Consider the following 23,591-nt stretch of genomic DNA (forward strand, 5'->3'; position numbering starts at 1 on the left):
CCCGAAAAAGTCGTGCGACCGTTTGGCTCCCCACCCAGGATCGCCCAAGAATCTGATTTATAGATCAGAAGATTGCTAGAAATAGCTGATCGAGTGTGCGAGCTTGGACCTGCGCGCACCCCGGCGCCCCGGCAATGCACCTCGGCGACCAGGATCTCAGGCGACTTGAGGGGACCTTGAAAAGTTGCCAGCCGGGCAATCTCCCAGGACGCGAAGCGAAAATGCGATTTGCACTTCGCTTCATTTTCAGTCGCTTAGGCGACTGAAAATGGCGGGGCATCCTTGCCCCGCACGGGCACCTTGAGTTTTTCGAGGTGCCCTTGACTGACGTGGTCAAGCGTTTCTGTCATGACAGGTGAGGGCGAATCTTGAGCAACCGTACGACCCCAGTCGACGATCGGCTGCACGACTATCTCGTCGCGCACTCCGTGCGCGAGAGCGACGTTCAACGGCGTCTGCGCGAGGCCACGGCGGCACTCGAGCGCCGTCACATGCAGATCGCCCCGGAGCAGGGCCAATTCATGGCGCTGCTGGTGGAGCTCACCGGCGCCCGGCGGATCATCGAGATCGGCACCTTCACCGGCTACAGTGCGCTCTGCATGGCCGAGGCGATGCCCTCCGACGGCCGGCTGATCTGCTGCGATGTCAGCGACGAGTGGACCCGGATCGCCCGGCGCTTCTGGCGGGAGTCGGGCGTCGTTGGGCGCATCGACCTGCGCCTGGCGCCAGCCTTGGAGACACTCGACGCCCTGCTCGCCGAGGGTGAGGGTGGGCGGTTCGACATGGCCTTCATCGACGCCGACAAGGGCAACTACGCATGCTATTTCGAGCGCTGCCTGGCCTTGGTCCGGCCTGGCGGCCTGATCTTGATCGACAACACCCTCTGGCACGGCGCCGTCGCCGATCCGCAAGCTCAGGACGGCGACACTCAGACCATCCGCGCCCTGAATGACAGCCTGCTGCGCGATGAGCGCGTTACCATCAGTCTGGTGCCGATCGGCGACGGGCTGACCCTGGCGCGCAAGCGCTGAGGTTGGGATCGGCGGGGCGACCGGATGTCGGTCGTCGGGCTACTTGAATACGGCTCAACGAGAAACATCAGATTCGCTCTGAACTGCGAAACGCACGGAAGGCGCGAACATCATCGAGATAGACCTGAATTTCTGCTTACTTTCGCGGATTTCGGTGCGTCTCCGACCGTGGCGATATTCAGGCCGTACTCGACCGTCACTTGAGGGGACCTCGAATCCTCCAAGGTCCCCTTGATGTCGGTCTGTGCTTTTGCTGCGCATTCGCTGACCGGGCCCACGCCTTCGGCCGCACTTGGCCTGCTTCCCGCGTGTTTCAGGCGACGATCCTCAGCGCCAGATAGGGCGCGATCGTGAAGACGATGGTCGCGATCTTGAACTGCGCCAGGTACTGGAAGTAGGCCCGGCCGAGGTCCTTCTCGTCCAACCCGAACAGGCGGGCGTGGATGCGGGTGATGCGACCGCGCATCGCGAGCAGCGCCGTCGTGGACAGGGTGAGCAGACCGATGTTGATGATGGCCGCCCAACCGAGGAACGCCGTGAGTTGGTCTATGGTCATGGCTCTGTTGCCGTTTCGCGTAATAACCGATCACTGGAGTGCGATTTATGCATGATAGCGCCGATGACCTGCGTACCGTCACCCTGCACAATGGCGTCACGATGCCGAGCATCGCGTTCGGCACCGCCTTCGGCGACTGGGTGGGTGCCACCGATTTCCAGGGCTTCCTCCCCGAGCAGGCCTGGCGCGCCGTTACGCTGGCGCTGGACAATGGCTATCGGGCGTTCGACGGGGCCCGCGTCTACGGCACCGAGCGCATCCTCGGCGCGTTGCTGGGCCAGCGCCTCGCCAGCGGTGAGTTGACCCGCGAGGAGTTGTTCATCACCACCAAGCTCGCGCACCCGGCCGCCCCGCCCCACATCAACATCTCGCACAAGCGCACCTGGGACGCCGACAAGGTCGCGGACATCGCCCAGCGGGTCCGCGATGACATGGTCGACACCCTGGATGACCTGGGCCTCGGCTATGTCGATCTCCTGCTGATGCACTGGCCTGGCAGCTTCGGCGAGAACCGCATCGGCGATCCGAATTTCCCGCGCCAGGCTCGCGCCACCATCTGGCGAACCTTCTGCGAACTGGCCGACAAGGGTGCCGCGCGGGCGATCGGCGTGTCCAACTTCACGATCCGTCACTTGCGCCAGCTGATGGACGATGTGCCAGAACCGGAGCGCCGGCCGGTGATCAATCAGGTCGAGGTCCACCCCTACTGTCGGGACCTGGAGCTGGAGGCCTTCTGCCGCGAGCGGGGTATCGTGGTGACGGCCTACGCCCCGTTCGCGAGCGGCGCCTTCGGCCTGCTGCAAGACCCGGTGCTTGTCGCCATCGCCGAGCGCCACGGCAAGACCACCGGGCAGATCGTGCTGCGCTGGCATGTGCAGGGCGGCCGCGCCGCGCTGCCCAAGACCTCCAAGGCGAAGCGCATGGCCGAGAACCGCGACATCTACGACTTCGCGCTCAGCGATGAAGACATGCGGGCCATCGATGCGCTCGGTGCCGGCGAGGCGCGCCGCACCTGTCCGGACCCGTCGAACGCCCTCTAGAGGAGTGGCCCCGAAAGACTGGGCAGTCCGATCCGCGCAATCTCGCCTGTGCCTCAGATTGCCTTCGTCATCCGCAGATGGGTCGATGTGGCCGGAGGGCGGATCGCCCTCTTGGGCGCCCGCTCGCTGGAGGCGGCGCCGCTGGCCTCAGCGCGCCAGCGCGAGCAGGGCATCGAGGTCGAGGCTGGCCTCGCAATGGTCGGCGAGGGCCTCCAGCGCCGCCTCGGTACGGGCCTCGAAGTCGAGCGTCGACGCCTGGGCGCCGACCCGCTCCAGCCAGTGGGCGCGGAAGCCGTCGGCGCCGAAGAGGCCGTGGATGTAGGCGCCGGTCACCCGCCCGTCGGCGGAGACGGCCCCCTCGGGGCGGGGCGTCGCGCCCCCGTCGTCGAGGTGCAGCCAGGGGCGCGCGAGCCCCGCACCGGTGGTCCGGCCCATGTGCATCTCGTAGCCGCTCACGCGGCAACCGCTCGAGCGGTCGAGGACGTCGATCTCGACGAGGCGCTTGTCGCCGCCGATCTCGGTCTCGACGTCGAGGAGACCGAGCCCGGGCGTCTCGCCGGGCTCGCCCTCGATTCCAAGCGGGTCGCGGACGACCCGCCCAAGCATCTGGAAGCCCGCGCACAGGCCCACGACGCGGCCGCCCTGGCGGACATGGGCGAGGATGTCGATGCCCCAGCCCTCGCGGCGCAGCACCTCGAGGTCGGCACGGGTCGCCTTGGAGCCCGGCAGGATGACGACGTCGGTGTCCCTCGGGATCGGGGTGCCCGGCCGCACCCAGCGCAGGCTGACGCCCGGTTCGGCGGCGAGGGGATCCAGGTCGTCGAAGTTGGCGACCCGCGAGAGCTGCGGTACCGCGATCCGCAAGCCCTGGCCGGCTGCCTGGGCCGGGCGCTCCAGCGCCAGCGAGTCCTCGGCCGGCAACCGCTCGGCCCCCTCGAACCAGCGCAGCACGCCGAGCCAGGGCCACCCGGTGCGCTCGGTCATCAGGGTGCAGGCCGGCTCGAAGAGCGACAGGTCGCCGCGGAACTTGTTGATGATGTAGCCGACGACCCGCGCCCGCTCGTCGTCCTCGAGCAGGGCGTGGGTGCCGACGACGGCGGCCAGCGCGCCGCCGCGGTCGATGTCGCCCAACAGGACCACCGGCAGGTCGGCATCCCGCGCGAGGCGCATGTTGGTGATGTCGGAGGCGCGCAGATAGACCTCCGCGCCGCTGCCGGCGCCCTCGACGAGGACCAGATCGGCCTCGGCCGTGACGCGGTGCAAGCTGTCGAGGATCGCCGGCATCAGGCGCGGCTTCATCTTGTGATACTCGCGCGCCCGGCAGTTGCCGAGCACGCGGCCGCGCAGCACGACCTGCGAGCCGATCAGGGTCTGGGGCTTGAGCAGGACCGGATTCATGTGGATCGACGGTGCTACCCGGCAGGCGCGTGCCTGCAGGGCCTGGGCGCGGCCGATCTCGCCGCGCGGGCGGGTGCCGTCCGCGGCGAGCGGCAGGTCCGGGTCGCCGTCGGCCGCGACGGCGGCGTTGTTGCTCATGTTCTGGGCCTTGAACGGGCGCACCCTCAGGCCGCGACGCGTGTAGGCGCGGCACAGCCCCGCGACGAGCAGGCTCTTGCCGACGTCGGAGGCCGTCCCCTGGATCATCAGGGCGCGCGCGTGCCGGGGGCCGTGCTCGCGTGGTGCCGGCAGGTCGATGGCGATGCTCGGGATGGGGTCGGACATGGGCTCGTTCCGGTGATCGTCGCAGGGTTCGGGCAGCGCCTGGCTGGCAAGGTGGCCGTTGACGCTGGCTATGGGGACGATTCTATCGTGCCCGCCCTGCAGCGGGTTGCTTGAACTCGTCTCCTTGCGATGCCACTCGTCTACGAACGATGGCCCGCTTGCCCCGCCGGGGCGCCCCGGCGAAGCGGCAAGGTTACTGCGTTCCGTTGGGCGGTCGGGGTACTTGATTTGGCCGACCACAGGGTCACGTAACATCTCTAACTGGTATCGGACCCGTCGCTTGGGGCCGATGCGCGAACGATCTAGCTGCGGTCCTTCCGGATCGCCCCTTGACGATAGGGTGACCCGACGATGCGAATCCTCCACACGATGCTGCGCACTGGCGATCTGGATCGCTCCATCGCCTTCTATACCGAGGTCTTGGATATGCGCCTGCTGCGCCGCCGGGACTATCCGGAAGGCGAGTTCACGCTGGCCTTCGTCGGCTACGGCGAGGAGTCCGAGCAGGCGGTGATCGAGCTGACCTACAACTGGGGGGTGAGCGCCTACGCGTTGGGCACCGCTTACGGGCACATCGCGATCGAGGTCGACGATGTCTATCAGGCCTGCGAGCGCATCCGCGCGCGCGGCGGCAAGATCCTCCGCGAGGCCGGGCCGATGAACGCCGGCACGACCATCATCGCCTTCGTCGAAGACCCGGACGGTTATCCGGTCGAGTTGATCGGCGCCCGGCGCTGACGGTCGCCCGGCCCCATCCTCGCTTCTGACGGCCCTCGATCATGTCGAACGCCATGAGGTGGGACGGTCGGTTGACGGTGCCGCTCGTCCTGCTCGCGTTCCTCCTCGCGGCCGCGGCCGTGCCGGCCGATGACGGCGAGGAGGCGACGGTCGGCCAGGTGCTCGCGGCCTGCGAGCGCGCCGCGGCCGCCGGCGGTCGGGCGCTCGATGCGGCCATCTGCGACTGGTACCTGCTCCCCTGCGGCTGCCACGCGCCGGGCGACGGGACTTCGGCCGGGCCGCGCTGGTGCGTCCCGTCGGCTGAGGGGGTGGCCGAGACGCAGGCCGTGGTCGTCGCGGAACTGCGTCGCGCATCGGATCCGACGGAACCGGTGGAACCAGTCGTCGCGCAGATCCTGGCGCGCCTCTATCCCTGTCCACCGACGCAGCCCTAGCCGCTGCCCAATCCGTCATCAGCCGAGCGTCGCCGTGATCCGTCGCCGGTGCCGATCGCCCGCAAGCGCGGGCTCCTGGCCGGCCCCCCGGGCGCCGCCAGGTCGGCGTCTGCCCCTGCTGCCGTGCAAACGCGAACGCCCCCGCGGGGCGGGGGCGTTCGGTGGTGTAGCGTGCTGCGTGGGCGGCCGGTTCAGCCTCAGTCCTGTTGCAGCGCCTCTTCCTTCGGTCTGGCCGCGGTGGGCGGCGGCACCTCGAGGCCGACCATCGGCGCCTCGCCCATCTGCTCGTCGCCGCCGCCGCAGGCCTTCATCGCCGCCTGCGGGCGCTTGGCCGGCGGGGCCTTCTTCCAGGCGTTGTGATCGGGCTCGACGATCTTCGCCTTGGTCTTGTCGAAGTCGAAGCGGATCAGCTTCTTCGCCTGCGGGCCCCAGTAGTTGTGCTTGCCGAGGTCGTAGAAGCGCCGGTGCACCGCGCTCAGCAGGAAGGCCTTGATGCAGCCGAGCAGGTAGCGGCGGCGCACCGGGTCCTTGGCCCAGGGGTACTGGAAGAACATCCGCTTCATGTAGAAGCGGCGGTAGTTCTTCATGACGCCGTCGAGCAGTTCGGCCCGGTCGATGTTGTCGGGCTTCATGATCGGCGTGACGAAGTTGTACTTCGAGTAGTCGTAGACCTCGACCTTGTCGCCGAGCTCGGTGAACATGTCCGAGAAGGGCCAGGGCGTGAACATCGACCAATTGGCCATGTCGGCGCCCCAGTCCATGACCATCTGATAGGTCTCTTCCAGCGTCTCGCGGGTCTCGTTCTCCAGGCCGACGATGAACTGGGCCTCGGTGACGATGCCGTTCTGCTGAAGGAGCTGGATCGCGCGCTTGTTCTCAGCGATCGTCGTCTCCTTGACGAAGCGATCGAGGTTCAGCTGCGCCGCTGCCTCGGTGCCCAACGAGATGTGCACGAGTCCGGCCTTGCGGTAGAAGGGCAGCAGCTCCTCGTCGCGCATCACGTCGGTGACACGGGTGTTGATGCCCCACAGGATTCCGAGGTCGCGGTCGATCAGTTCCTGACAGAACTCGATGAACTTGGCGCGGTTGATCGTCGGTTCCTCGTCGGCGAGGATGAAGAAGCCGACGCCGTGGTCCTTGACCAGCATCTCGATCTCGTCGACGACCCGCTTGGGGTCGCGCACGCGGTAGTCGCGCCAGAACTTCCACTGCGAGCAGAAGCTACAGGTGAAGGGGCAGCCGCGGGCCATGTTCGGTGTCGCGACCGGCACGCCCATCGGGATGTAAATGTACTTCTTCCACTCCAGCACGCTCCAGTCGGGCCAGATCGAGTCGACGTCCTTGATCGAGGGTTCGGCCGGTGTCGCGACCACCTTGCCGTCCTCGCCGATGAAGGCGATGCCCTTGATGTTCTCCCGATCGCTCGGCCAGCGTCCCTCGTCGACGGCGCGCGCCAGGTTCAGCGTGATGGCCTCGCCCTCGCCGCGCACGATGGCATCGATCCAGGGCGCCTCGCCGAGGACCTGCTGGAACATGAAGGTCGCATGGATGCCGCCGAGGAAGGTCAGCGCGTTGGGGCACTCCTCCTTGGCGATCTGGAGCAGGCGCTGGGCCGTGTAGATGGCCGGCGTCATCGCCGTCGTGCCGACCATGTCCGGCTGTTCCTCGCGGAAGATCGCGCGCAGTTGCTCTTCGTCGAGGTTGTCGACCATGGCGTCGACGAAACGGTAGTTGTCGTAGCCACCCGCCTTCAGGTAGCCGGCGACGTACGCGACCCAGGACGGGGACCAGTTGCCGGCGATCTCGGCGCCGCCGGACCTGTAGTTGGGATGGATGAAGAGGATTCGCATCAAGGGACTCCCGCGCAACGGGCGTCCCGCTACGCCTCGGGGAAGGAGATGGACGCTGGGCATGCCTTTGCAGCCATGCTCACCGGGTCGACGGCCAAGCTTACTGGCGAGCTTCGAGGGCTGTCAATTTCGATCCGGCGGTGGGCGTCGCCCTCTCCGCGCGGCGTTGGCCCGGCGCGGATCGGCAGGGCGTCCGTCCCAGGGGAGCGGCCGCTCCAGCCAGGTCTGGATGAATTCCCAGGAGGCATGATAGCCGTCGTGGGGCAGGGTGCAATCGGTGCAATCCTTGCGGCGCAGCCCATTGCGGTCGGTAAATACCTTATAGGGTCCAGGGCAGAGGTAGGCGATCAACGGGCAGTAGCAGAAGAGGCAATTGAATTCGCGGCGCACGCCTTGGTGGCAGGGCAGGAAGGGGCAGGCGGTGTTGGTGAAGCCTTCGTAGCCCCGGTTCTTGGTCTGGTCTTTCGGCTGCATCGATCTCTGCTGCCTCACGGGGCCCCGAAAACGGTGCCTTTGCGAATCGGGAGCGACTGATTGCCAAGCTTTTTCTCTGGTTGTTATCGGCCGCGGCGGTCGGTCGATCGCCGGGTCCGTGTTAGACTGGGCCGATCTCTTTCACCGTCAGTACCTTGGCTGCGTCGGCACGAGGCGGCGCCGAGCCACGACATGTTGCGCTCGCGAGGTGCTCGATTCAACCGATCTTGTGGGGAGTTATGGACTCAGACCGACTGCGACAACTCGAGGACCAGATCCGCCGCCGCATCCTGCTGCTCGACGGCGCGATGGGCACCATGATTCAGGGCTACAAGCTGACCGAGGCCGACTATCGCGGCGAGCGCTTCGCCGATTGGTCGTGCGATCTCAAGGGCAACAACGACCTGCTGGTCCTGACCCAACCTCAGATCATCGCCGAGGTCCATGACCGCTACCTCGAGGCGGGCGCCGACATCATCGAGGCCAACAGCTTCAACGCGACCCGCGTCGCGATGGCCGATTACGGTATGGAGTCGCTGGTACCCGAGCTCAACCGCGAGGCGGCGCGCCTGGCTCGGGCCGCGGCCGACGCCTGGTCGGCGCGCACCCCGGAGCGGCCGCGCTTCGTCGCTGGGCTCTTGGGGCCGACGAACCGCACCGCGAGCATCTCGCCGGACGTCAACGACCCGGGTCACCGCAACATCTTCTTCGACGAGCTGGTCGCGGCCTATCGCGAGGCCGCCGAGGCACTGATCGAGGGTGGTGCCGACCTGCTGCTGATCGAGACCGTCTTCGATACCCTGAACGCCAAGGCCGCCATCTTCGCCCTCGAGGGCCTGTTCGAGGACCTGGGCGAGCGCTGGCCGGTGATGATCTCCGGCACCATCACCGACGCCTCGGGCCGCACCCTGACCGGGCAGACGACCGAGGCCTTCTGGAACAGCCTGCGCCACGCGCGGCCCTTCTCGATCGGGCTCAACTGCGCCCTCGGGGCGAAGGACCTGCGCCCCTACGTCGAGGAGCTCTCGCGCATCGCCGACACGCACGTCTCGGCCCACCCCAACGCCGGGCTGCCGAACGCCTTCGGCGGCTACGACGAGAGCCCCGAGCAGATGGCCGCCGAGATCGGCGCCTGGGCCGCCGCCGGGCACCTCAACATCATCGGCGGCTGCTGCGGCACGACGCCCGACCACATCCGCGCGATCGCTGCCGCCGTCGAGGCGCACGGGCCGCGTGCCGTCCCCGAGATCCCGCCGGCCTGCCGCCTCTCGGGCCTGGAGCCCTTCAACATCGGCGCGGACAGCCTCTTCGTCAACGTCGGCGAACGCACCAACGTGACCGGCAGCGCGCGCTTCAAGCGGCTGATCAAAGACGGTGACTACGAGACCGCGCTGGAGGTCGCCGCCGGCCAGGTCGAAAACGGCGCCCAGGTGATCGACGTCAACATGGACGAGGGCATGCTCGATGCCGTCGCTGCGATGCGCCGGTTCCTGTTCCTCGCCGCCGCCGAGCCCGACATCGCCCGGGTGCCCGTGATGATCGACTCCTCGAAGTGGGAGGTCATCGAGACCGGGCTCAAGTGCCTCCAGGGCAAGGGGATCGTCAACTCCATCTCGCTGAAGGAAGGGGAGGAGAGGTTCATCCGCCAGGCGCGCCTCGTGCGTCGCTACGGCGCGGCCGTCATCGTCATGGCCTTCGACGAGCAGGGCCAGGCCGACACCCAGGCGCGCAAGGTCGAGATCTGCCAGCGGGCCTACCGGATCCTGACCGAGCAGGTCGGCTTCCCGGCCGAGGACATCATCTTCGACCCGAACATCTTCGCCGTCGCGACCGGCATCGAGGAACACGACAACTACGGCGTCGACTTCATCGAGGCGACCCGCCGGATCAAGGCCGAGCTGCCGCACGCGCTCGTCTCGGGTGGTGTTTCGAACGTGTCCTTCTCGTTCCGCGGCAACGAGCCGGTGCGCGAGGCGATCCACGCCGTCTTCCTCTACCACGCGATCCAGGCCGGCATGGACATGGGCATCGTCAATGCCGGTCAGCTCGCGGTCTACGACGAGATCGATCCCGAGCTCAAGGAACGGGTCGAGGACGTGGTCCTGAACCGCCGCCCGGATGCGACCGAGCGGCTGCTCGAGATCGCCGAGCGCTTCCGCGGCACCGGCGCCGAGGCCAAGAAGGAGGATCTGGAGTGGCGCGGTTGGCCGGTCGCGCAGCGCCTCGAGCACGCGCTGGTCAAGGGCATCGACGCCTATGTCGTCGAGGATACCGAGGAGGCGCGCCAGCAGTTCGAGCGCCCGATCCAGGTCATCGAGGGGCCGCTGATGGACGGCATGAACCGCGTCGGCGACCTCTTCGGCGCCGGCAAGATGTTCCTGCCCCAGGTCGTCAAATCCGCGCGCGTGATGAAGAAGGCCGTCGCCCACCTGATCCCCTTCATCGAGGCCGAGAAGGCCGAGGGGGCCGGCAACAACGGGCGTATCCTGATGGCGACCGTCAAGGGTGATGTCCACGACATCGGCAAGAACATCGTCGGCGTCGTCCTGCAATGCAACAACTTCGAGGTCATCGACATCGGGGTCATGGTCCCGGCCCAGCAGATCCTCGAGACGGCACGCGAGCGCAAGGTCGACGTCATCGGCCTGTCGGGGCTGATCACGCCCTCCCTCGAGGAGATGGTCCATGTCGCCAGCGAGATGCAGCGACTCGGCATCGAGATCCCGCTGATGCTCGGGGGCGCGACGACCTCGAAGGCCCACACGGCCGTCAAGATCGCGCCGAGCTATGCCGGGCCGACCGTCTGGGTCAAGGATGCCTCGCGCGCCGTCGGCGTCGCCCAGAGCCTGATCAGCCCGGCGCTGCGCGGACCGTACGCGGCGCAGGTGCGCGAGGAGTACGCCGAGGTCCGCGAGCGCCATGCCGCGCGCACCCAGCAGCAGGATTGGTTGACGTTGGAGCAGGCGCGCGCCAACCGGCTCGCGATCGATTGGACGGACTATGCCCCGCCGCGGCCGAAGGCCCTCGACCTCACCCCGAGCACCGGCGGCGGGCCTGTCCCGCAGGTGCTCGCGCCGCCGGCCGAGGGCAGCGTCCTGCTGCGCCTCGCCGACTACCCGCTGGCCGAACTCGTCCCCTACATCGACTGGACGCCATTCTTCCGCGCCTGGGACCTGCATGCCGCCTATCCGCGGATCTTGGACGACGAGGTGGTCGGCGAGGAGGCGCGTAAGCTCTTCGCCGACGCCCAGGCGATGCTCGAGCGCATCGTCGCCGAGGGCTGGATTCAGGCCCATGCCGTCGTCGGCTTCTTCCCGGCCAACCGCAGCGGCGAGGACGACATCCAGCTCTACGCCGACGGGGTGCGCACCAAGCCGCTGATGCGCCTGCACCAGCTGCGCCAGCAGACGCGTCGTCCGCCTGGCACGCCCAACCTGTGCCTGGCCGATTTCGTCGCCCCGGAGGCGAGCGGCCTGACCGACTATGTCGGGGCCTTCGCGCTGACCGCCGGCAGCGGGATCGACGCCCACGTGCGTCGCTTCGAGGAGGCGCACAACGACTACGATGCCATCATGCTCAAGGCCCTCGCCGATCGCCTCGCCGAGGCCTTCGCCGAGCACCTGCACGAGCGGGTGCGGCGCGAGTTCTGGGGCTACTGCCCGGACGAGGCCCTGTCGAACGAGGAGCTGATCAAGGAGCGCTATCGCGGGATCCGCCCGGCGCCGGGCTACCCGGCCTGTCCCGAGCACACCGAGAAGGGCACCCTCTGGGAGCTGCTCGACCCACTCGGCAACGTCGGCATCAGCCTGACCGACAGCTTCGCGATGTCGCCGGCGGCCGCGGTCTCGGGGCTCTACTTCGCCCACCCGCAAGCGCGCTACTTCGCGGTCGGCAAGATCAACCGCGACCAGGCCGCCGACTACGCCCGGCGCAAGGGGATGACGCTGGCCGAGGCCGAGCGCTGGCTGGCGCCGAACCTCGGCTACGATCCGGACTGATCGGCCGCGGGACGTCGGCCCCGGGGCGGCGCATTGTCGCCCCGCTACCCGGTCGCTATGCTTGAAGCGCAATGCCGCCAACCCGTTGGATATTGAGCGATGCAGCCCAAGCGAATCGAGCCCTTCCTGTCGGTGGACGACTACCTCGAAGGCGAGCTGTCGAGCGACGTGCGCCACGAGTACGTCGACGGCGAGGTCTATGCGATGGTCGGCGCGAGCGACCGGCACGGGCTGATCGCCGGCAACCTGCACAGCGCCCTGAATCTGCGGCTGCCGGATCGCTGCCAGGTCTTCATGGCGGACATGAAGGTCCGCATCCAGGCCGCCGAGCGCGAGATCTTCTACTACCCGGACGTCCTCGTCTCCTGCGACCCGGGCGACCGGGAGCGCTACTATCGCGAGCGGCCCTGCCTGGTCGTCGAGGTCCTCTCGCCGCACACCGAGCGGCTCGACCGCTTCGAGAAGTTCCTGTTCTATCGCGAGCTCGATGCGCTCGAAGAATACGTCCTCGTCGCGCAGGACTACCGCCAGCTGGAGGTCTTCCGCCGCGCCGAGCAGTGGCAGGCGACCAGGTACACCGAGGGCGTCGTGCCGCTGCGCTCGGTCGACCTGTCTGTCACGCTGGACGAGATCTACCGCCGCACCGGGCGGTAGCCAACGCGGCACAGCGCGAGGCGACGGCCTGGTAGGATGCGGTGAGGCACGAACCGCATCGATAACGATGGGGCCAACCGACGTCCGTTCTGGTACCCTCGCCGACTTTCGTTCTCGGGTCCCTCGCCGATCGGCCGGCCCGAATTCCGATCGATGCGCACCTTCATCCTGTGATCTCGACTGCCGAATCCAACCCGGATGCCCGCCGCTGTCCCGCCCTGCTGATCGGGGGTATCGGCTCGGGGCAGGGCAAGACGACGGTCACCGCGGCACTGGCCCGCCATCACCGCAACCAGGGCCGGCGGGTCCGGGTCTTCAAGGCCGGGCCGGACTTTCTCGATCCGATGATCCTGGGGCGCGCCTCGGGCTACCCGGTCGAGACGCTGGACCTCTGGGTCACCGGCGAGGCGGACGCGCGCGAGCGGCTCCATCGCGCGGCCGGCGCGGCCGACCTGATCCTCGTCGAGGGGGTCATGGGCCTCTTCGACGGGCACCCCTCCAGCGCCGAGATCGCCGAGCGCTTCGCCATCCCGGTGTTGGCGGCGATCAGCGGTCAGGCGATGGCCCAGACCTTCGCCGCCGTCGCGCACGGCCTGGCGACCTTCCGCCCCGGCCTGCCGCTGGCCGGCGTCTTCGCCAACCGGGTCAGCGGCGCGCGCCACTACGACCTGCTGACCGAGGCCCTGCCGCCCGGCCTGCCGGCACTCGGCTTTCTGCCGCGGGTCGAGGAGGCGGCGCTGCCGAGCCGCCACCTGGGGCTGGTCCAGGCCGAGGAGATCGCCGATCTGGAGGCGCGCCTTGAGGGTGCCGCCGCCCGGCTGGTCTGGACGGCCCCCGCCCTGCCGCCGCCGGTGGCCTTCGCCCCGCCGACCGAGGACCTTTCGCTGCCGCCGCTGCTGCGCGGGCGGCGCATCGCGATCGCCCGCGACGCGGCCTTCGCCTTCCTCTACCCGGCCAACCTGGAGCTGCTCGCCCGGATGGGCGCCGAGCTGGTCTTCTTCTCGCCGCTGGCCGGGGCGCGCCTGCCGGCGGCCGATGCCGTCTACCTCCCCGGCGGCTATCCGGAGCTCCATCTCGATGCCCTCGCCGCCAACCGCGGGCTGAAGCAGGACCTTGCCGCCCATGTCGCGGCCGGGGCACCGTTGCTCGCCGAGTGCGGCGGCATGCTCTATCTCCTCGAGCGGCTCGCCGACACCCGGGGCCACGCGGCGGCGATGGCCGGCCTGCTCCCGGGAGAGGCGCGCATGCAGGATCGGCTGGCGGCGCTCGGGCCGCAGGAGGTGGTGCTGCCCGAGGGAGTGCTGCGCGGCCACACCTTCCACCACTCGCGGCTGGAGACCCCGCTCGCCCCGCTGACCCTGGCACGCTGTCCCAACGGCCGCGACACGGCCGAGGCCGTCTATCGCCGCGGCCGCCTGACCGCCTCCTACGTGCACCTCTATTTCCCGTCCAACCCGCCGGCGGCGGCGCGGCTCTTCCTGCCCGAGGCACCCGCCCGATGACCCTGCCCTTGGTCCTGGTCGGGGGCGTCCTGCTCGATCGCCTGCTCGGTGAGCCACGGCGCTGGCACCCGCTGGAGGGCTTCGGCCGCTTGGCACTGGCCGCCGAGGCGCGAGGCCATGCCGACAGCCGCGGCCGCGGGGCCCTGCTGGTCGTCGCGCTGGTGCTGCCCTGGGTGGTCCTCGCCGCACTGGCCGCGCGGCTGCCCCACAGCTGGCTCGTCGACCTGTTGGTCCTCTATCTGGCGATCGGCTGGCGCAGCCTGGTCGAGCACGGCCGGGCCGTCGCCTCGGCCCTGGAGGCCGGCGATCTGCCGCTCGCGCGGCGGCGCGTCGCCTTCCTGGTCAGCCGCGACACCGCGGCGCTCGACGAGGAGGGGGTCGCCAAGGCGACCGTCGAATCCATCCTCGAGAACGGCAACGACGCCCTGTATGGGGCGCTCTTCTGGTTCATGGTCGCCGGCGCCCCCGGCGTCGTCGCCTACCGGCTCGTCAATACCCTCGATGCCATGTGGGGCTACCGCTCGCCCCGCTATCGCCGGTTCGGCTGGGCCGCGGCGCGCCTGGACGACCTGATGAACTGGGTGCCGGCCCGACTCACGGCCCTGGCCTATGCGCTCGTGGGCGATACCCGCCGCGCGCTGGGCTGTTGGCGGCGTCAGGGATGCGCCTGGAAGAGCCCCAATGCCGGTCCCGTCATGGCCGCCGGTGCCGGGGCCTTGGGGATCGGGCTCGGTGGGGCGGCGGTCTACGAGGGCGCCGTCGAGGCGCGCCCGCCGCTGGGTGCCGGCCCGGCGGCGACTCGGGAGGATATCGGCCGGGCGCTGCGGCTGCTCGCGCGCGCGCTGCGGCTTTGGTTGATGACGTTCGCCGTGAGCGTGCTCGCGCTCGGGCTGCTGGGCGTCCTGGAACGATGGTGAGCGTGCCGGGCACGGCCGTCGACTGCCGTGGGAGACGACGATGAAGGAATTGATTCTGGGCGGGGTGCGTTCCGGCAAGAGCCGCCTCGCCGAGCGACTGGCCGCCGACTCGGGGCTCGCGGTGACCTATGTCGCGACGGCCCAGATCGGCGATGACGAGGAGATGGCGCGGCGCATCGCGCTGCACCGCGAGCGGCGCCCGGCGCACTGGGGGCTGATCGAGGCCGACGCCGACCTGGGCGCGACGCTCGCATGCGCGGCCGCGCCGGAACGCTGCCTGTTGGTCGACTGCCTGACGCTGTGGCTGACACACCTGCTCTGGGATCTCGACGAGGCGGCCGGCGCCGCGGCCCAGCGCGCCTTCCTAGAGGTCCTGCCGGGACTGCCCGGGCGTCTGATCCTGGTCAGCAACGAGACCGGTCTCGGGATCGTCCCGCTGGGGGAGCTGACGCGGCGTTTCTGCGATGATATCGGCCATCTGCACCAGGCCGTCGCGGCCCGCTGCGACCGCGTCATCTTCACCGTCGCCGGGCTGCCGCAGGTCTTGAAAGGGGAACCGCTGCAACGATGAAAGAGCTGCTTCTGATCGGCATCGGCCCGGGTCACCCGGACTACCTGACGGTCCAGGCGATCGAGGCGATGCGCCGCGTCGACGTCTTCTTCTTCCTCGAAAAGGCCGGCGAGGGCAAGGGCGAGCTGATCCGCATCCGTCGCGAGATCCTCGAGCGCTTCGTCCCCGACGGGGGCTACCGCATCGTCACGGCCCAGAGTCCGACGCGCGACGCGAGCGGCCCCTACCGCGACGGCGTCGAGGCCTGGTACCGTGCCAAGGCCGACCTCTTCGCCGGGCTGATCGAGCACGAGTTGGCCGACGGCGAGTGCGGCGCGCTGCTCCTGTGGGGCGACCCATCCCTCTACGACGGCACCCTGGCGATCCTGAAGGGCCTCCTCGAGGAGGCGCGCGTGGCCTTCGCGCTCGAGGTCATCCCGGGCATCACGAGCATCCAGGCCCTGACGGCGCGGCACAAGATCCCGCTCAACCGGATCGGCGAGGGCATCCAGGTGACCACGGCCCGGCGACTCGCGGCGACCGACCCCGAGCAGATCGCCAATACCGTGGTGATGTTGGACTCCAACGCCGCCTTCCGCGAGCTGGCCGGGACCGACCTGACCATCTACTGGGGCGCCTATCTCGGCACCGAGGACGAGATGCTGGTCTCCGGGCGGCTCGCCGACCTCGCCACCGACCTCGCCGAGCAGGCGCTGCGGGCCAAGGCCGAGAAGGGCTGGCTGATGGACATCTATCTGCTGCGCCGGGAAGGCCCGCGCGAGTGAGCCCTCCTCGGACGGGCGGTGGGGCGCTGGTCTTTGCCCGGCCCGCTCGGCCTGGGACAATGGCCTCCTGAACGGGCGCCGCGCTGCCCCAACGCAGGCCGATATCATGCCGCGGATCATCGATCGCTATCTCATTCTCGAGGTCCTGAGGGCCTTCGCCGCCATCTCGGGGGTCCTCCTGCTCGTCGTCGTCAGCATGCTGTTGCTGCGCGTCCTGGAGGAGGCCAATCTCGGGGCGCTCAACGCCGACCTGGTGCTGCGGTTCCTGTCCCTCGAGGTCGCGCGGCAGCTCGCGAGCCTCGTCCCGCCGGCCTTCTTCCTCGCCATCCTGATCGCCTACGGCCGCCTGTCGCGCGACAGCGAGCTGATCGCCCTGAGTGCCGGTGGGATCGGCACGGGGCGCCTCTACCTTGCCCTCGTCTATGGCGCGGTGGCGCTTGCGGTGCTGACCGCCTGGCTCGCCCTTGAGGTCAAACCCTGGGCCGCGCGCGAGATCCAGCTGATCCGCGTGCAGCAGAAGGACCAGGGTTATCAGATCGCTGGCCTCCAGGCCGGCCGCTTCTATCAGCAATTCAACGGCGACGTCACCCTCTACATCGGCGAGATCGACGACAAGCGGCGCCTGCGGCACGTCTTCATCCACGATCGGCGTGGCTCGGTGGAGCGACTCGTGATGAGCGATATCGGCCACTACCAGATGGACGAGGCGACCGGTGACCATCTGGTCACGCTGCTCCAGGGGCGGCGCTACGACGGGCGGCCGGGCGCCGCCGACTACGCCATCGGCGAGTTCGAGACCTATCGGGTGTGGATCGAGGCGCGCACCGCCACCCTGTATGGGCGCAAGCGCTCGATGATGCCGACCGGCGAGCTCCTCGGCTCGGACGATCCCGAGGACCGCGCCGAGCTCGAGAGCCGGCTCGCCCCTCCGCTCGCGATCTTCACGCTGGCGCTCATCGCCGTGCCGCTCGGCGTGGGATCCCCGCGCCAGCGCAACACGGGTCGAATCCTGCTCGCCTTCCTCACCTACTTCAGCTTCTTCAATCTCCAGCGGCTCGCCGAGACCTGGTTGCAGCGGGGCGTGACACCGCCGTGGCTCGGCAGCCTCTGGTACCAGCTCTTGATCCTGGCCGTCGTCTTCGCGATCCTGCTCTCCGACAGCTATTGGCTCAAACGCGTCCAGCGACGCCTCGGGCTCGCCAGGGCGCCGGGCGGGACCTGACGGGCACGGCGGTGATTTGACAGTGGCTTGGGCGGGTACTATCCTCCCCAGTCTTGCGGGGCGTAGCGCAGCCTGGTAGCGCACCTGAATGGGGTTCAGGTGGTCGGAGGTTCAAATCCTCTCGCCCCGACCAATAAAACAACGGCTTAGGCGATTCGTCCCTAAGCCGTTTTTCGTTGTGCCACACTGTTGTCACAGTTCGGCGGCGGAGTCGTGGCGCAAGATCCCTGACCACAGCGCATGATCGGGCCGCATGTGCGGCCAGCCCTTCACCTCATGCGGTAGACCACGAATCGAGCGTCGCGCCGGCGGCGGTGCGCGCCCACCCTTCTGAACGGGATGGCGCCGGCTCGATCCGAAAACGGCAGTTGACCGCTTCATCATCGATTCAAGGGCGCCTCGCAAAATGCAAGGTCCCCTGACGTCGTGGAACGCGCGAAGTGGCTTTACGGGAGCCCTGCTCACCCGCTCGATGAAGGCCGCTACGACGCCGATTGCACGTCGCGCGCGGCGCACCTCGGGTGCCGTCCAACGGCCGCTTTTCGGATGATGGAACCCTGGCGGCCTGCGCGGGCGTCGCCCGCTCGGGTGGACGCCCGCTTGCGCGATCGGGGTCGGCGATCACCGGCGAGCCGGACCCTGGGGCACGGGGTGTCCTCGTCGCGCGCCGGTCGACCGTCGTTGCTCGCTTGGATCCGCGTCACGATGCGTCTGGCTCCAGGGGGCTGTCCGATTCTCCCGCCGCATCGGCCCTTGTGCGAGGTCTCTGACAGTCGTGGTTATCCTGCTGATTCTTTGCCTGATCCTCGTGAACGGCGTGTTCGCGATGTCGGAGATCGCGGTGGTGTCGGCGCGTCGCGCTCGGCTGCAGGCCCGCGCGGATGAGGGCAGCCTCGGCGCCGGGGCGGCCATTGCGCTGCAAGAGCGCCCCGGGGGCTTCCTCTCGACGATCCAGGTCGGCATCACCTCGGTGGGTATCCTCAGCGGGGCGATCGGCGAGGCGGCCTTGGCCGGTCCGGTGGCCGACGGGCTTGCCTGGCTGCCTTTGCCGTCCGGCTGGATCGACGCGCTCGCGCTGGGGTTGGTCGTCGCTGCCCTTGCCTATTTGTCGGTGGTCATCGGCGAGTTGGTGCCCAAGCAACTCGCGCTCCTGTTCCCGGAGGCGATCGCAGCGCGGGTCGCCCGGCCTCTCGGCGGGCTGGCACGCGCGGCGCTGCCGGTGGTTTGGCTGTTGTCGACCTCGAGCGCCTTGGTGCTGCGACTGCTGGGCGTGCGTCGCAATGGCGAGCCGCCGGTCACCGACGAGGAGATTCGGATGCTCATGGCGCAGGGGGCCGAAGCCGGCGTCTTCCACGCGAGCGAAGGTGCGATCGTCGCGAATGTGCTGCGTCTCGATGAGCAGCCGATCGGCGCCATCATGACGCCGCGCAACGAGATCGATTACCTGGATCTGGACATGGAGTCCGAGGGGCTGCGCGCGGCCCTGGCCGGCGCGTCGCACGGCAAGGTGCCGGTCTGCCGCGGGGGGTTGGACGGGGCGCTCCTCGGCGTGCTGCGGATCAGCGCGCTGCTGCCGCGCTGTCTCGCCGGTCAGGCCGTGGGGCTCGCGGAGGTCGAAGCGGCCTTGCATCCGCCGCTCTTCGTCCCGGCCAGCCAGACCACGACGCAGTTGATGGAGACCTTCAGGTCCAGTCGCCTGAACCTGGCCCTGATCGTCGATGAATATGGCAGCTTGCGGGGCCTGGTCACGCTCGCCGATGTACTCGCATCCATCGTGGGCCAGCCCGTTGGCGTCGAGGTCCGCGACGGCGAAGAGATCGTCGCGCGCGCCCCCGGCTCCTGGCTCGTCGACGGTGGCCTGTCCCTGGAGAGGTTGAGGGCCGAGCTGGCAGTGGGGCAGCCGCTGCCGGACGAGGAGACCAAGGCCTTCCACACCGTCGGCGGCTTTGTCATGCACGCCCTCGGTCGGGTGCCGCGGACCGGCGATGCCGTCGAGGCGGTCGGGCTGCGCCTCGAGGTCATGGACATGGACCGGCAGCGTGTGGACAAGGTGCTCGTGGAACGGCTGGCGTCCTCGCCCGAGCCCGGGTCGCCCGCGCCGGAACGTGCGGCTGCCACGCCCGAGAGGTCAGAGCGATGAGCGGCGTTTCAGACGGACCCCGGCAACCACATCGTCGGGGTCCGTGCTGATCGTCCGATCCGATGCCCGATCGACCCGCCTCCCCTCAGATCGGTTCGCCGGCGCGAATGTCGATAGGTGTCAGATCCATATCCACCGGAGGCGGCAACCGCGGCATCGGCAGGCCTTCGAAGAAGAGCTCGATCTCCCGTTCGCGCCGCGTCTTCAGCCCGGCCAATTCCCGGCCTCCAGCATAGATCCAACGGCGGAACTGAAAGGGCACCTTGTCGAATTCCTCGGCATTGATGACCTTGAGCAGCGTCGAGCGGTTGAAGTTGCCGCTGCCGACGTTGAAGACGAAATCGCACAAGGCCGCGAACTGACCATCGGTCAATTCCGGTTTTACAGCGATAATCACGGCGATCTGCGCCGTGCGCATGTCGCCCACCAGCAGCTGTTCGCCCTCGGACTCGGTTACGCCGCGAAGGAAGTGGGCGGGTTCGGTTCCATCGCATCGGGCGAGTTTGATCAAGTGGCCATAGGCGATCGTGCAATAGCCCGCCGCGTCATTGTAAAGGCGGCTGCGAAAACCCTCGGATAGCTTGGTTAAATCGATCCCTTTTTGGTAGACGGGCCGCAATTCGACGCCGGCTGGTAACACGGCCCGTTCTGCTTCGTCGTCCAGGAAGATCCCCGGGGTCAGGCGGTCAGTGGTGGGAAAACGCTCCTGCGCAGGTCTGTCGCAGCCGGCCAGCAGGCCGCCGGCCAGGACCGCGGCGATGGTCAAGCGCTGCATCTTCGTCCAGCTCATCGCACTCTCCCGTTCGTGAATAGGGGTACCGCAAGCATAGCAGCCGGGCGGCGGTTTGGAAGGCGTGCAAGGGTTCCCCAAGAATGCTTTCGATGCCTCGGGATGAAGACCCGTGATGGCGTTGGGTCGGCCCTGATCTCCTCGATCCTCTAGGCTGGATGCAGGGTCGCGATGCAGGTCATCGAGCCCGGGCGCGCGATGCGTTTGCCGAACGGTTATTCCATGCAAATTGCAACAGAAATGGGCCGGCTGCCCGGGTGCGGCCAATACGCCTTTGTGCTAGTTTTTCGATAGATGAGAAGTCCGCAGGGCCAGTCGACGTCGATACTGCCACCGAAATTCGTCTCTCTGCGTGAAGGGGGCCATCATGTCACGGTCATTCGTTCGGTACGGTCTGGCGATCGCGTGCGGTGTGCTTTGGCTCCTAACGGCCGGCTGTCAGGATGAAGGTGGGCCTGCGTCTTCGTTGCCGGCGATCGGTTGCGACCCCGATCGGTTCGTCGAGACCGATGGTCAGCGCCGCGTCGCACTGCTCGTCGGCGTCGGCCAGTATCGCAACGAACTGATCCCGGATCTGAAGGGACCGCCCAACGACGCTCGTCTGATCTATGACCTGCTCACCGGCCCGAACGGCTATGGTTTCCCGAAGGAGAATGTCTGTGTATTGATCGATGGGGCGGCGACCACCGATGCCTTCCGCGAGGCCTTCGAGCGACTGTTGGTCGAACGGGCGCGCGCGCAGGACGTCGCGGTGCTCTTCTTCGCCGGGCATGGTTCGCAGACCCGTAGCCTCGGTGACGATGAACCGGACGGGTGGGATGAGACCCTGTTGTTCCACGATTCGAGGGTCGGGACAGTTCGCGATCTGGTCGACGACGAACTCAATGCGATGCTGGCCAGGCTCCATGCGAAGACGCGCAATCTGACCGCGATCGTCGATGCCTGCAATTCGGGGACCGTGACGCGCGCGCCCGAGGCGGGCACGACGATGGCCCGCTTCTTCACGCCCATGGACGAGACCGACGGCCCGATCGGGGCGGTCTCCGAAGGCGGAGACGCCAGCCCGTCCTGGGTGCCGGCCTCGTTACCGGGACTCGTGGCCCTGACGGCGGCGAGCGACGGCAATCCGGCCTTGGAGAAGGATGGCCGGGGCCTCTTCACGGCCGCCTTGGCGCAGGTCCTCGCGCAGGTCGGCGACCGCCCGCTCACCTATGCGCAGGTCGCGCGTCAGGTGCCGCCACTGCTGGCGGCGGAGAGTCCGCAGATCCCCTACTTCCAGGGCGATCTCCGGCGCGCCGTGTTCGGAAAGGCGACGCGCGAGCGGCCGATCGGCTGGGAGGTTCGCACGGTGGGTGATCGGCTGGAACTCGCTGGACCGCCGCTCCCCGGGGTCGGGCCCGGTGCCGAATTTCGGATCTATGGCGGCGGGGTTGCAGGGGCCGAGGCCCACGACCCAGGACGGGCGAAGGGCACAGCGGTCGTCGTCGAGATGCAAGGCGTGAATGCCTGGGCCCGGGTCACGGCGGTGGATGCCGCGCGTGGACCCATGGCGCCCGGGGACTTGGCGGTGCTGGTGCGTCCGCAGGACGGCTACACCCAAGTGCGGGTCCGATTGCGCCCGGCCGACGAACCCGGGGGCTTGCCGGCCGAACGGGCAGATGCCTTGAGGCGTTCGATCCAGGCCGATCCGGATGCGCGATTGCTGGTCGAGCCGACCGATGGGGCGGGCGACTTCGAGCTCAGCCTGGATGCGAGCGGCCGGCTCCTGTTGCGCGGTCCCGAGAATCGGATCCGGACCCGCTATGAGCGAGACCAAGCCGTCCCGCGCAACCTGTGGCAACACGCGCGCATTCGCGCCCTGACCCACCTGCGCGGCGAGGGCGGCGCGGACTTCGTCAATCAGGAAACGCTCCAGGCGCGGCTGGTGCCGGCCCCAGCCGCCCGGCAGGTCGCCTGTGCCCGGGGCGTCTGGGTTCAGGCCGAGCCCAATCAGGAGCAGGTCGTGCCGCTGTGCCACGCATGGAACCTCGAGGTGACCCTGGACGCGTCGGCTCCGGTGCCCCTGTTGATCGGGGCGCTGGTCCTGTCGAGCGATGGCGGCCTGTTCGCGCTGCCGGTGGATCGCCAGACCATCCGTCTGGGACCGGGTGAGCGTCACCTGTTCGCGGCGCGCGGCGAGACCTTCCAGGGTGTGCCGCCGATCGATGTGGTGGAGCGAATCCTGGTCTTCGGGACGCAGGAGACGAACCCGGTCCCTTGGCATCTCTTCGCCGAGGAGGCTGCGGTGCGGCAGGGGGTTGCGTCGGCAGGCCTGTACCGGGCGCTCGATCGTTATCTGACGCCTGGCACGCGCGGCGCGGCGCCGCTGGCGGACGGGCCGATCGAAGACACGACCTGGACGCTCAGCAGTGTTGCGATGCGCGTCGAGGCCAACTACCGTTTCCTCGCATCGCAAAGCCGGGGTGCCGCGGCGATCGATCGGCGCGAATACACGATTGCGGACTTCGATTTGCGGCCCTACCTGCCGGATGCGCGCGACAGTGCCCTTCACCAAGTCCTCGCGGTGGCCGACTGGCTCGCTCGCTCGTCCGCCGAGGACGGCTTTTCCTACAAGCAGCATGCGTGGAACAAAGGCAGCGATCGCGAGAACCTCCAACTCGGGATCGACTGTTCCCGCGCGATCTGGTTTGCCTTCACCCGAGCCGGTTGGCCCTACAATCGCGACGACCGGTATCTGACGACGGCCCAGATGGTCGGGGACGGCAGCCCGATGGCAGACCGCTTCGACAGTTGCCTGGGGGACCCGGCGCTTCGTATCGGCGATCTCCTCGTCTACCGCGACCCCGGGCGGGGCGATGGCCACGTGGTCATGGTCATCGATCCCGACAAGCGTATCGCCTGGGGCTCCCACGGCTGGGACGGGACGCCGCGCGACCTTCCGGTCGAACCGGACACCGGGGTCGAGTACCAGAAGATCAAATACAAGCCGGATTGGCGGCGTTGGGATCGTGCGACCATGGAACTCGCCGCCTGCTGGCGTTACCGGACCTTTGCCGAGGAACACCGTACTGGACGCGGGATGCCCGGCAGCGACGCCCTGATCTCTGCGTGCGACCCGAACCGTCGCTGCGGAAACCCCTGAGTCGCGGTCCGGATCCATGGGGCCGAGACCCAGCAGCCAAGCCCTG

The 23,591-nt window shown here is 68.4% G+C and carries 18 protein-coding genes and 1 tRNA gene; 14 read left to right on the plus strand and 5 right to left on the minus strand.

Annotated elements, in window-relative coordinates:
- Positions 1–368: 368 nt before the first annotated feature.
- Positions 369–1,031, plus strand: a complete 663-nt coding sequence (locus CKO41_RS03360) for an O-methyltransferase (RefSeq protein ID WP_200253736.1) — start codon at positions 369–371, stop codon at positions 1,029–1,031.
- A 313-nt stretch (positions 1,032–1,344) separates the two neighbouring features.
- Here the strand turns inward: CKO41_RS03360 and CKO41_RS03365 are convergent, their stop codons facing one another.
- Positions 1,345–1,587 carry a DUF6868 family protein gene (locus CKO41_RS03365; protein WP_200381260.1) on the minus strand — a complete coding sequence of 81 codons (243 nt, stop codon included), beginning with the start codon at positions 1,585–1,587 and terminating at the stop codon, positions 1,345–1,347.
- Between the two features lie 47 nt (positions 1,588–1,634).
- Here CKO41_RS03365 and CKO41_RS03370 point away from each other — a divergent pair, with 47 nt between their 5' ends.
- Entirely contained in the window at positions 1,635–2,627 is a 993-nt protein-coding gene (locus tag CKO41_RS03370) for an aldo/keto reductase family protein (RefSeq protein WP_200381261.1), read from the plus strand.
- 147 nt (positions 2,628–2,774) lie between these two features.
- Here CKO41_RS03370 and CKO41_RS03375 read toward each other — a convergent pair whose 3' ends face one another.
- On the minus strand, positions 2,775–4,349 hold the full coding sequence (locus CKO41_RS03375; protein WP_200381262.1) for a cobyric acid synthase: 1,575 nt from the start codon (positions 4,347–4,349) through the stop codon (positions 2,775–2,777).
- Between the two features lie 351 nt (positions 4,350–4,700).
- Between CKO41_RS03375 and gloA the strand changes: the two genes are divergently transcribed.
- Complete coding sequence (gene gloA, locus CKO41_RS03380; RefSeq protein WP_200253744.1) at positions 4,701–5,087, plus strand: lactoylglutathione lyase; 387 nt, start codon at positions 4,701–4,703, stop codon at positions 5,085–5,087.
- A 41-nt stretch (positions 5,088–5,128) separates the two neighbouring features.
- Entirely contained in the window at positions 5,129–5,521 is a 393-nt protein-coding gene (locus CKO41_RS03385; protein ID WP_200381263.1) for a Rap1a/Tai family immunity protein, read from the plus strand.
- Positions 5,522–5,718: 197 nt separating this feature from the next.
- On the opposite strand, the gene bchE is transcribed toward CKO41_RS03385, so the two are convergent.
- Together bchE and CKO41_RS03395 are read right to left on the minus strand one after the other, a co-directional pair.
- A complete protein-coding gene (bchE, locus tag CKO41_RS03390; protein WP_200253748.1) occupies positions 5,719–7,371 on the minus strand; it encodes a magnesium-protoporphyrin IX monomethyl ester anaerobic oxidative cyclase in 1,653 nt (550 codons plus the stop codon).
- 123 nt (positions 7,372–7,494) lie between these two features.
- Positions 7,495–7,845 carry a cysteine-rich small domain-containing protein gene (locus CKO41_RS03395; protein WP_200381264.1) on the minus strand — a complete coding sequence of 117 codons (351 nt, stop codon included), beginning with the start codon at positions 7,843–7,845 and terminating at the stop codon, positions 7,495–7,497.
- 239 nt (positions 7,846–8,084) lie between these two features.
- Here CKO41_RS03395 and metH point away from each other — a divergent pair, with 239 nt between their 5' ends.
- The 9 genes from metH to CKO41_RS03440 all read left to right on the plus strand — a co-directional run bounded on the left by metH (position 8,085) and on the right by CKO41_RS03440 (position 19,613).
- Positions 8,085–11,843 carry a methionine synthase gene (gene metH, locus CKO41_RS03400; protein ID WP_200381265.1) on the plus strand — a complete coding sequence of 1,253 codons (3,759 nt, stop codon included), beginning with the start codon at positions 8,085–8,087 and terminating at the stop codon, positions 11,841–11,843.
- Between the two features lie 99 nt (positions 11,844–11,942).
- Entirely contained in the window at positions 11,943–12,497 is a 555-nt protein-coding gene (locus CKO41_RS03405; RefSeq protein WP_200253752.1) for a Uma2 family endonuclease, read from the plus strand.
- A gap of 170 nt (positions 12,498–12,667) precedes the next feature.
- On the plus strand, positions 12,668–13,999 hold the full coding sequence (locus CKO41_RS03410) for a cobyrinic acid a,c-diamide synthase CobB (RefSeq protein ID WP_200381266.1): 1,332 nt from the start codon (positions 12,668–12,670) through the stop codon (positions 13,997–13,999).
- A complete protein-coding gene (cbiB, locus tag CKO41_RS03415) occupies positions 13,996–14,916 on the plus strand; it encodes an adenosylcobinamide-phosphate synthase CbiB (protein WP_200381267.1) in 921 nt (306 codons plus the stop codon). The genes CKO41_RS03410 and cbiB overlap by 4 nt, the downstream gene beginning before the upstream one ends.
- A 40-nt stretch (positions 14,917–14,956) precedes the next feature.
- Positions 14,957–15,487, plus strand: a complete 531-nt coding sequence (gene cobU / locus CKO41_RS03420) for a bifunctional adenosylcobinamide kinase/adenosylcobinamide-phosphate guanylyltransferase (RefSeq protein WP_200252733.1) — start codon at positions 14,957–14,959, stop codon at positions 15,485–15,487.
- On the plus strand, positions 15,484–16,251 hold the full coding sequence (cobF, locus tag CKO41_RS03425) for a precorrin-6A synthase (deacetylating) (protein ID WP_200252736.1): 768 nt from the start codon (positions 15,484–15,486) through the stop codon (positions 16,249–16,251). The genes cobU and cobF overlap by 4 nt, the downstream gene beginning before the upstream one ends.
- 106 nt (positions 16,252–16,357) lie before the next feature.
- Positions 16,358–17,473, plus strand: a complete 1,116-nt coding sequence (gene lptF / locus CKO41_RS03430; RefSeq protein ID WP_200252739.1) for an LPS export ABC transporter permease LptF — start codon at positions 16,358–16,360, stop codon at positions 17,471–17,473.
- A gap of 56 nt (positions 17,474–17,529) precedes the next feature.
- Positions 17,530–17,606 (plus strand) — tRNA-Pro (locus CKO41_RS03435).
- A gap of 642 nt (positions 17,607–18,248) precedes the next feature.
- On the plus strand, positions 18,249–19,613 hold the full coding sequence (locus CKO41_RS03440; protein WP_338115531.1) for a hemolysin family protein: 1,365 nt from the start codon (positions 18,249–18,251) through the stop codon (positions 19,611–19,613).
- A gap of 85 nt (positions 19,614–19,698) precedes the next feature.
- Here CKO41_RS03440 and CKO41_RS03445 read toward each other — a convergent pair whose 3' ends face one another.
- Complete coding sequence (locus tag CKO41_RS03445; RefSeq protein ID WP_200381269.1) at positions 19,699–20,403, minus strand: lysozyme; 705 nt, start codon at positions 20,401–20,403, stop codon at positions 19,699–19,701.
- Between the two features lie 367 nt (positions 20,404–20,770).
- On the opposite strand from CKO41_RS03445, the gene CKO41_RS03450 reads away from it, so the two are divergent.
- Complete coding sequence (locus tag CKO41_RS03450; RefSeq protein WP_200381270.1) at positions 20,771–23,545, plus strand: caspase family protein; 2,775 nt, start codon at positions 20,771–20,773, stop codon at positions 23,543–23,545.
- The last annotated feature ends 46 nt before the right edge of the window (positions 23,546–23,591 follow it).

The sequence above is a fragment of the Thiococcus pfennigii genome (assembly GCF_016583835.1).
Classification (GTDB): Bacteria; Pseudomonadota; Gammaproteobacteria; order Chromatiales; family Chromatiaceae; genus Thiococcus; species Thiococcus pfennigii.

Coding starts and splice junctions, on each gene's coding strand:
- bchE (WP_200253748.1), bottom strand. CDS start 7,371: ATGCGAATCCTCTTCATCCATCCCAACTACAGGTCCGGCGGCGCCGAG.
- CKO41_RS03395 (WP_200381264.1), bottom strand. CDS start 7,845: ATGCAGCCGAAAGACCAGACCAAGAACCGGGGCTACGAAGGCTTCACC.
- cobU (WP_200252733.1), top strand. CDS start 14,957: ATGAAGGAATTGATTCTGGGCGGGGTGCGTTCCGGCAAGAGCCGCCTC.
- CKO41_RS03365 (WP_200381260.1), bottom strand. CDS start 1,587: ATGACCATAGACCAACTCACGGCGTTCCTCGGTTGGGCGGCCATCATC.
- gloA (WP_200253744.1), top strand. CDS start 4,701: ATGCGAATCCTCCACACGATGCTGCGCACTGGCGATCTGGATCGCTCC.
- CKO41_RS03375 (WP_200381262.1), bottom strand. CDS start 4,349: ATGTCCGACCCCATCCCGAGCATCGCCATCGACCTGCCGGCACCACGC.
- lptF (WP_200252739.1), top strand. CDS start 16,358: ATGCCGCGGATCATCGATCGCTATCTCATTCTCGAGGTCCTGAGGGCC.
- cobF (WP_200252736.1), top strand. CDS start 15,484: ATGAAAGAGCTGCTTCTGATCGGCATCGGCCCGGGTCACCCGGACTAC.
- metH (WP_200381265.1), top strand. CDS start 8,085: ATGGACTCAGACCGACTGCGACAACTCGAGGACCAGATCCGCCGCCGC.
- CKO41_RS03445 (WP_200381269.1), bottom strand. CDS start 20,403: ATGAGCTGGACGAAGATGCAGCGCTTGACCATCGCCGCGGTCCTGGCC.
- CKO41_RS03450 (WP_200381270.1), top strand. CDS start 20,771: ATGTCACGGTCATTCGTTCGGTACGGTCTGGCGATCGCGTGCGGTGTG.
- cbiB (WP_200381267.1), top strand. CDS start 13,996: ATGACCCTGCCCTTGGTCCTGGTCGGGGGCGTCCTGCTCGATCGCCTG.
- CKO41_RS03370 (WP_200381261.1), top strand. CDS start 1,635: ATGCATGATAGCGCCGATGACCTGCGTACCGTCACCCTGCACAATGGC.
- CKO41_RS03405 (WP_200253752.1), top strand. CDS start 11,943: ATGCAGCCCAAGCGAATCGAGCCCTTCCTGTCGGTGGACGACTACCTC.
- CKO41_RS03385 (WP_200381263.1), top strand. CDS start 5,129: ATGTCGAACGCCATGAGGTGGGACGGTCGGTTGACGGTGCCGCTCGTC.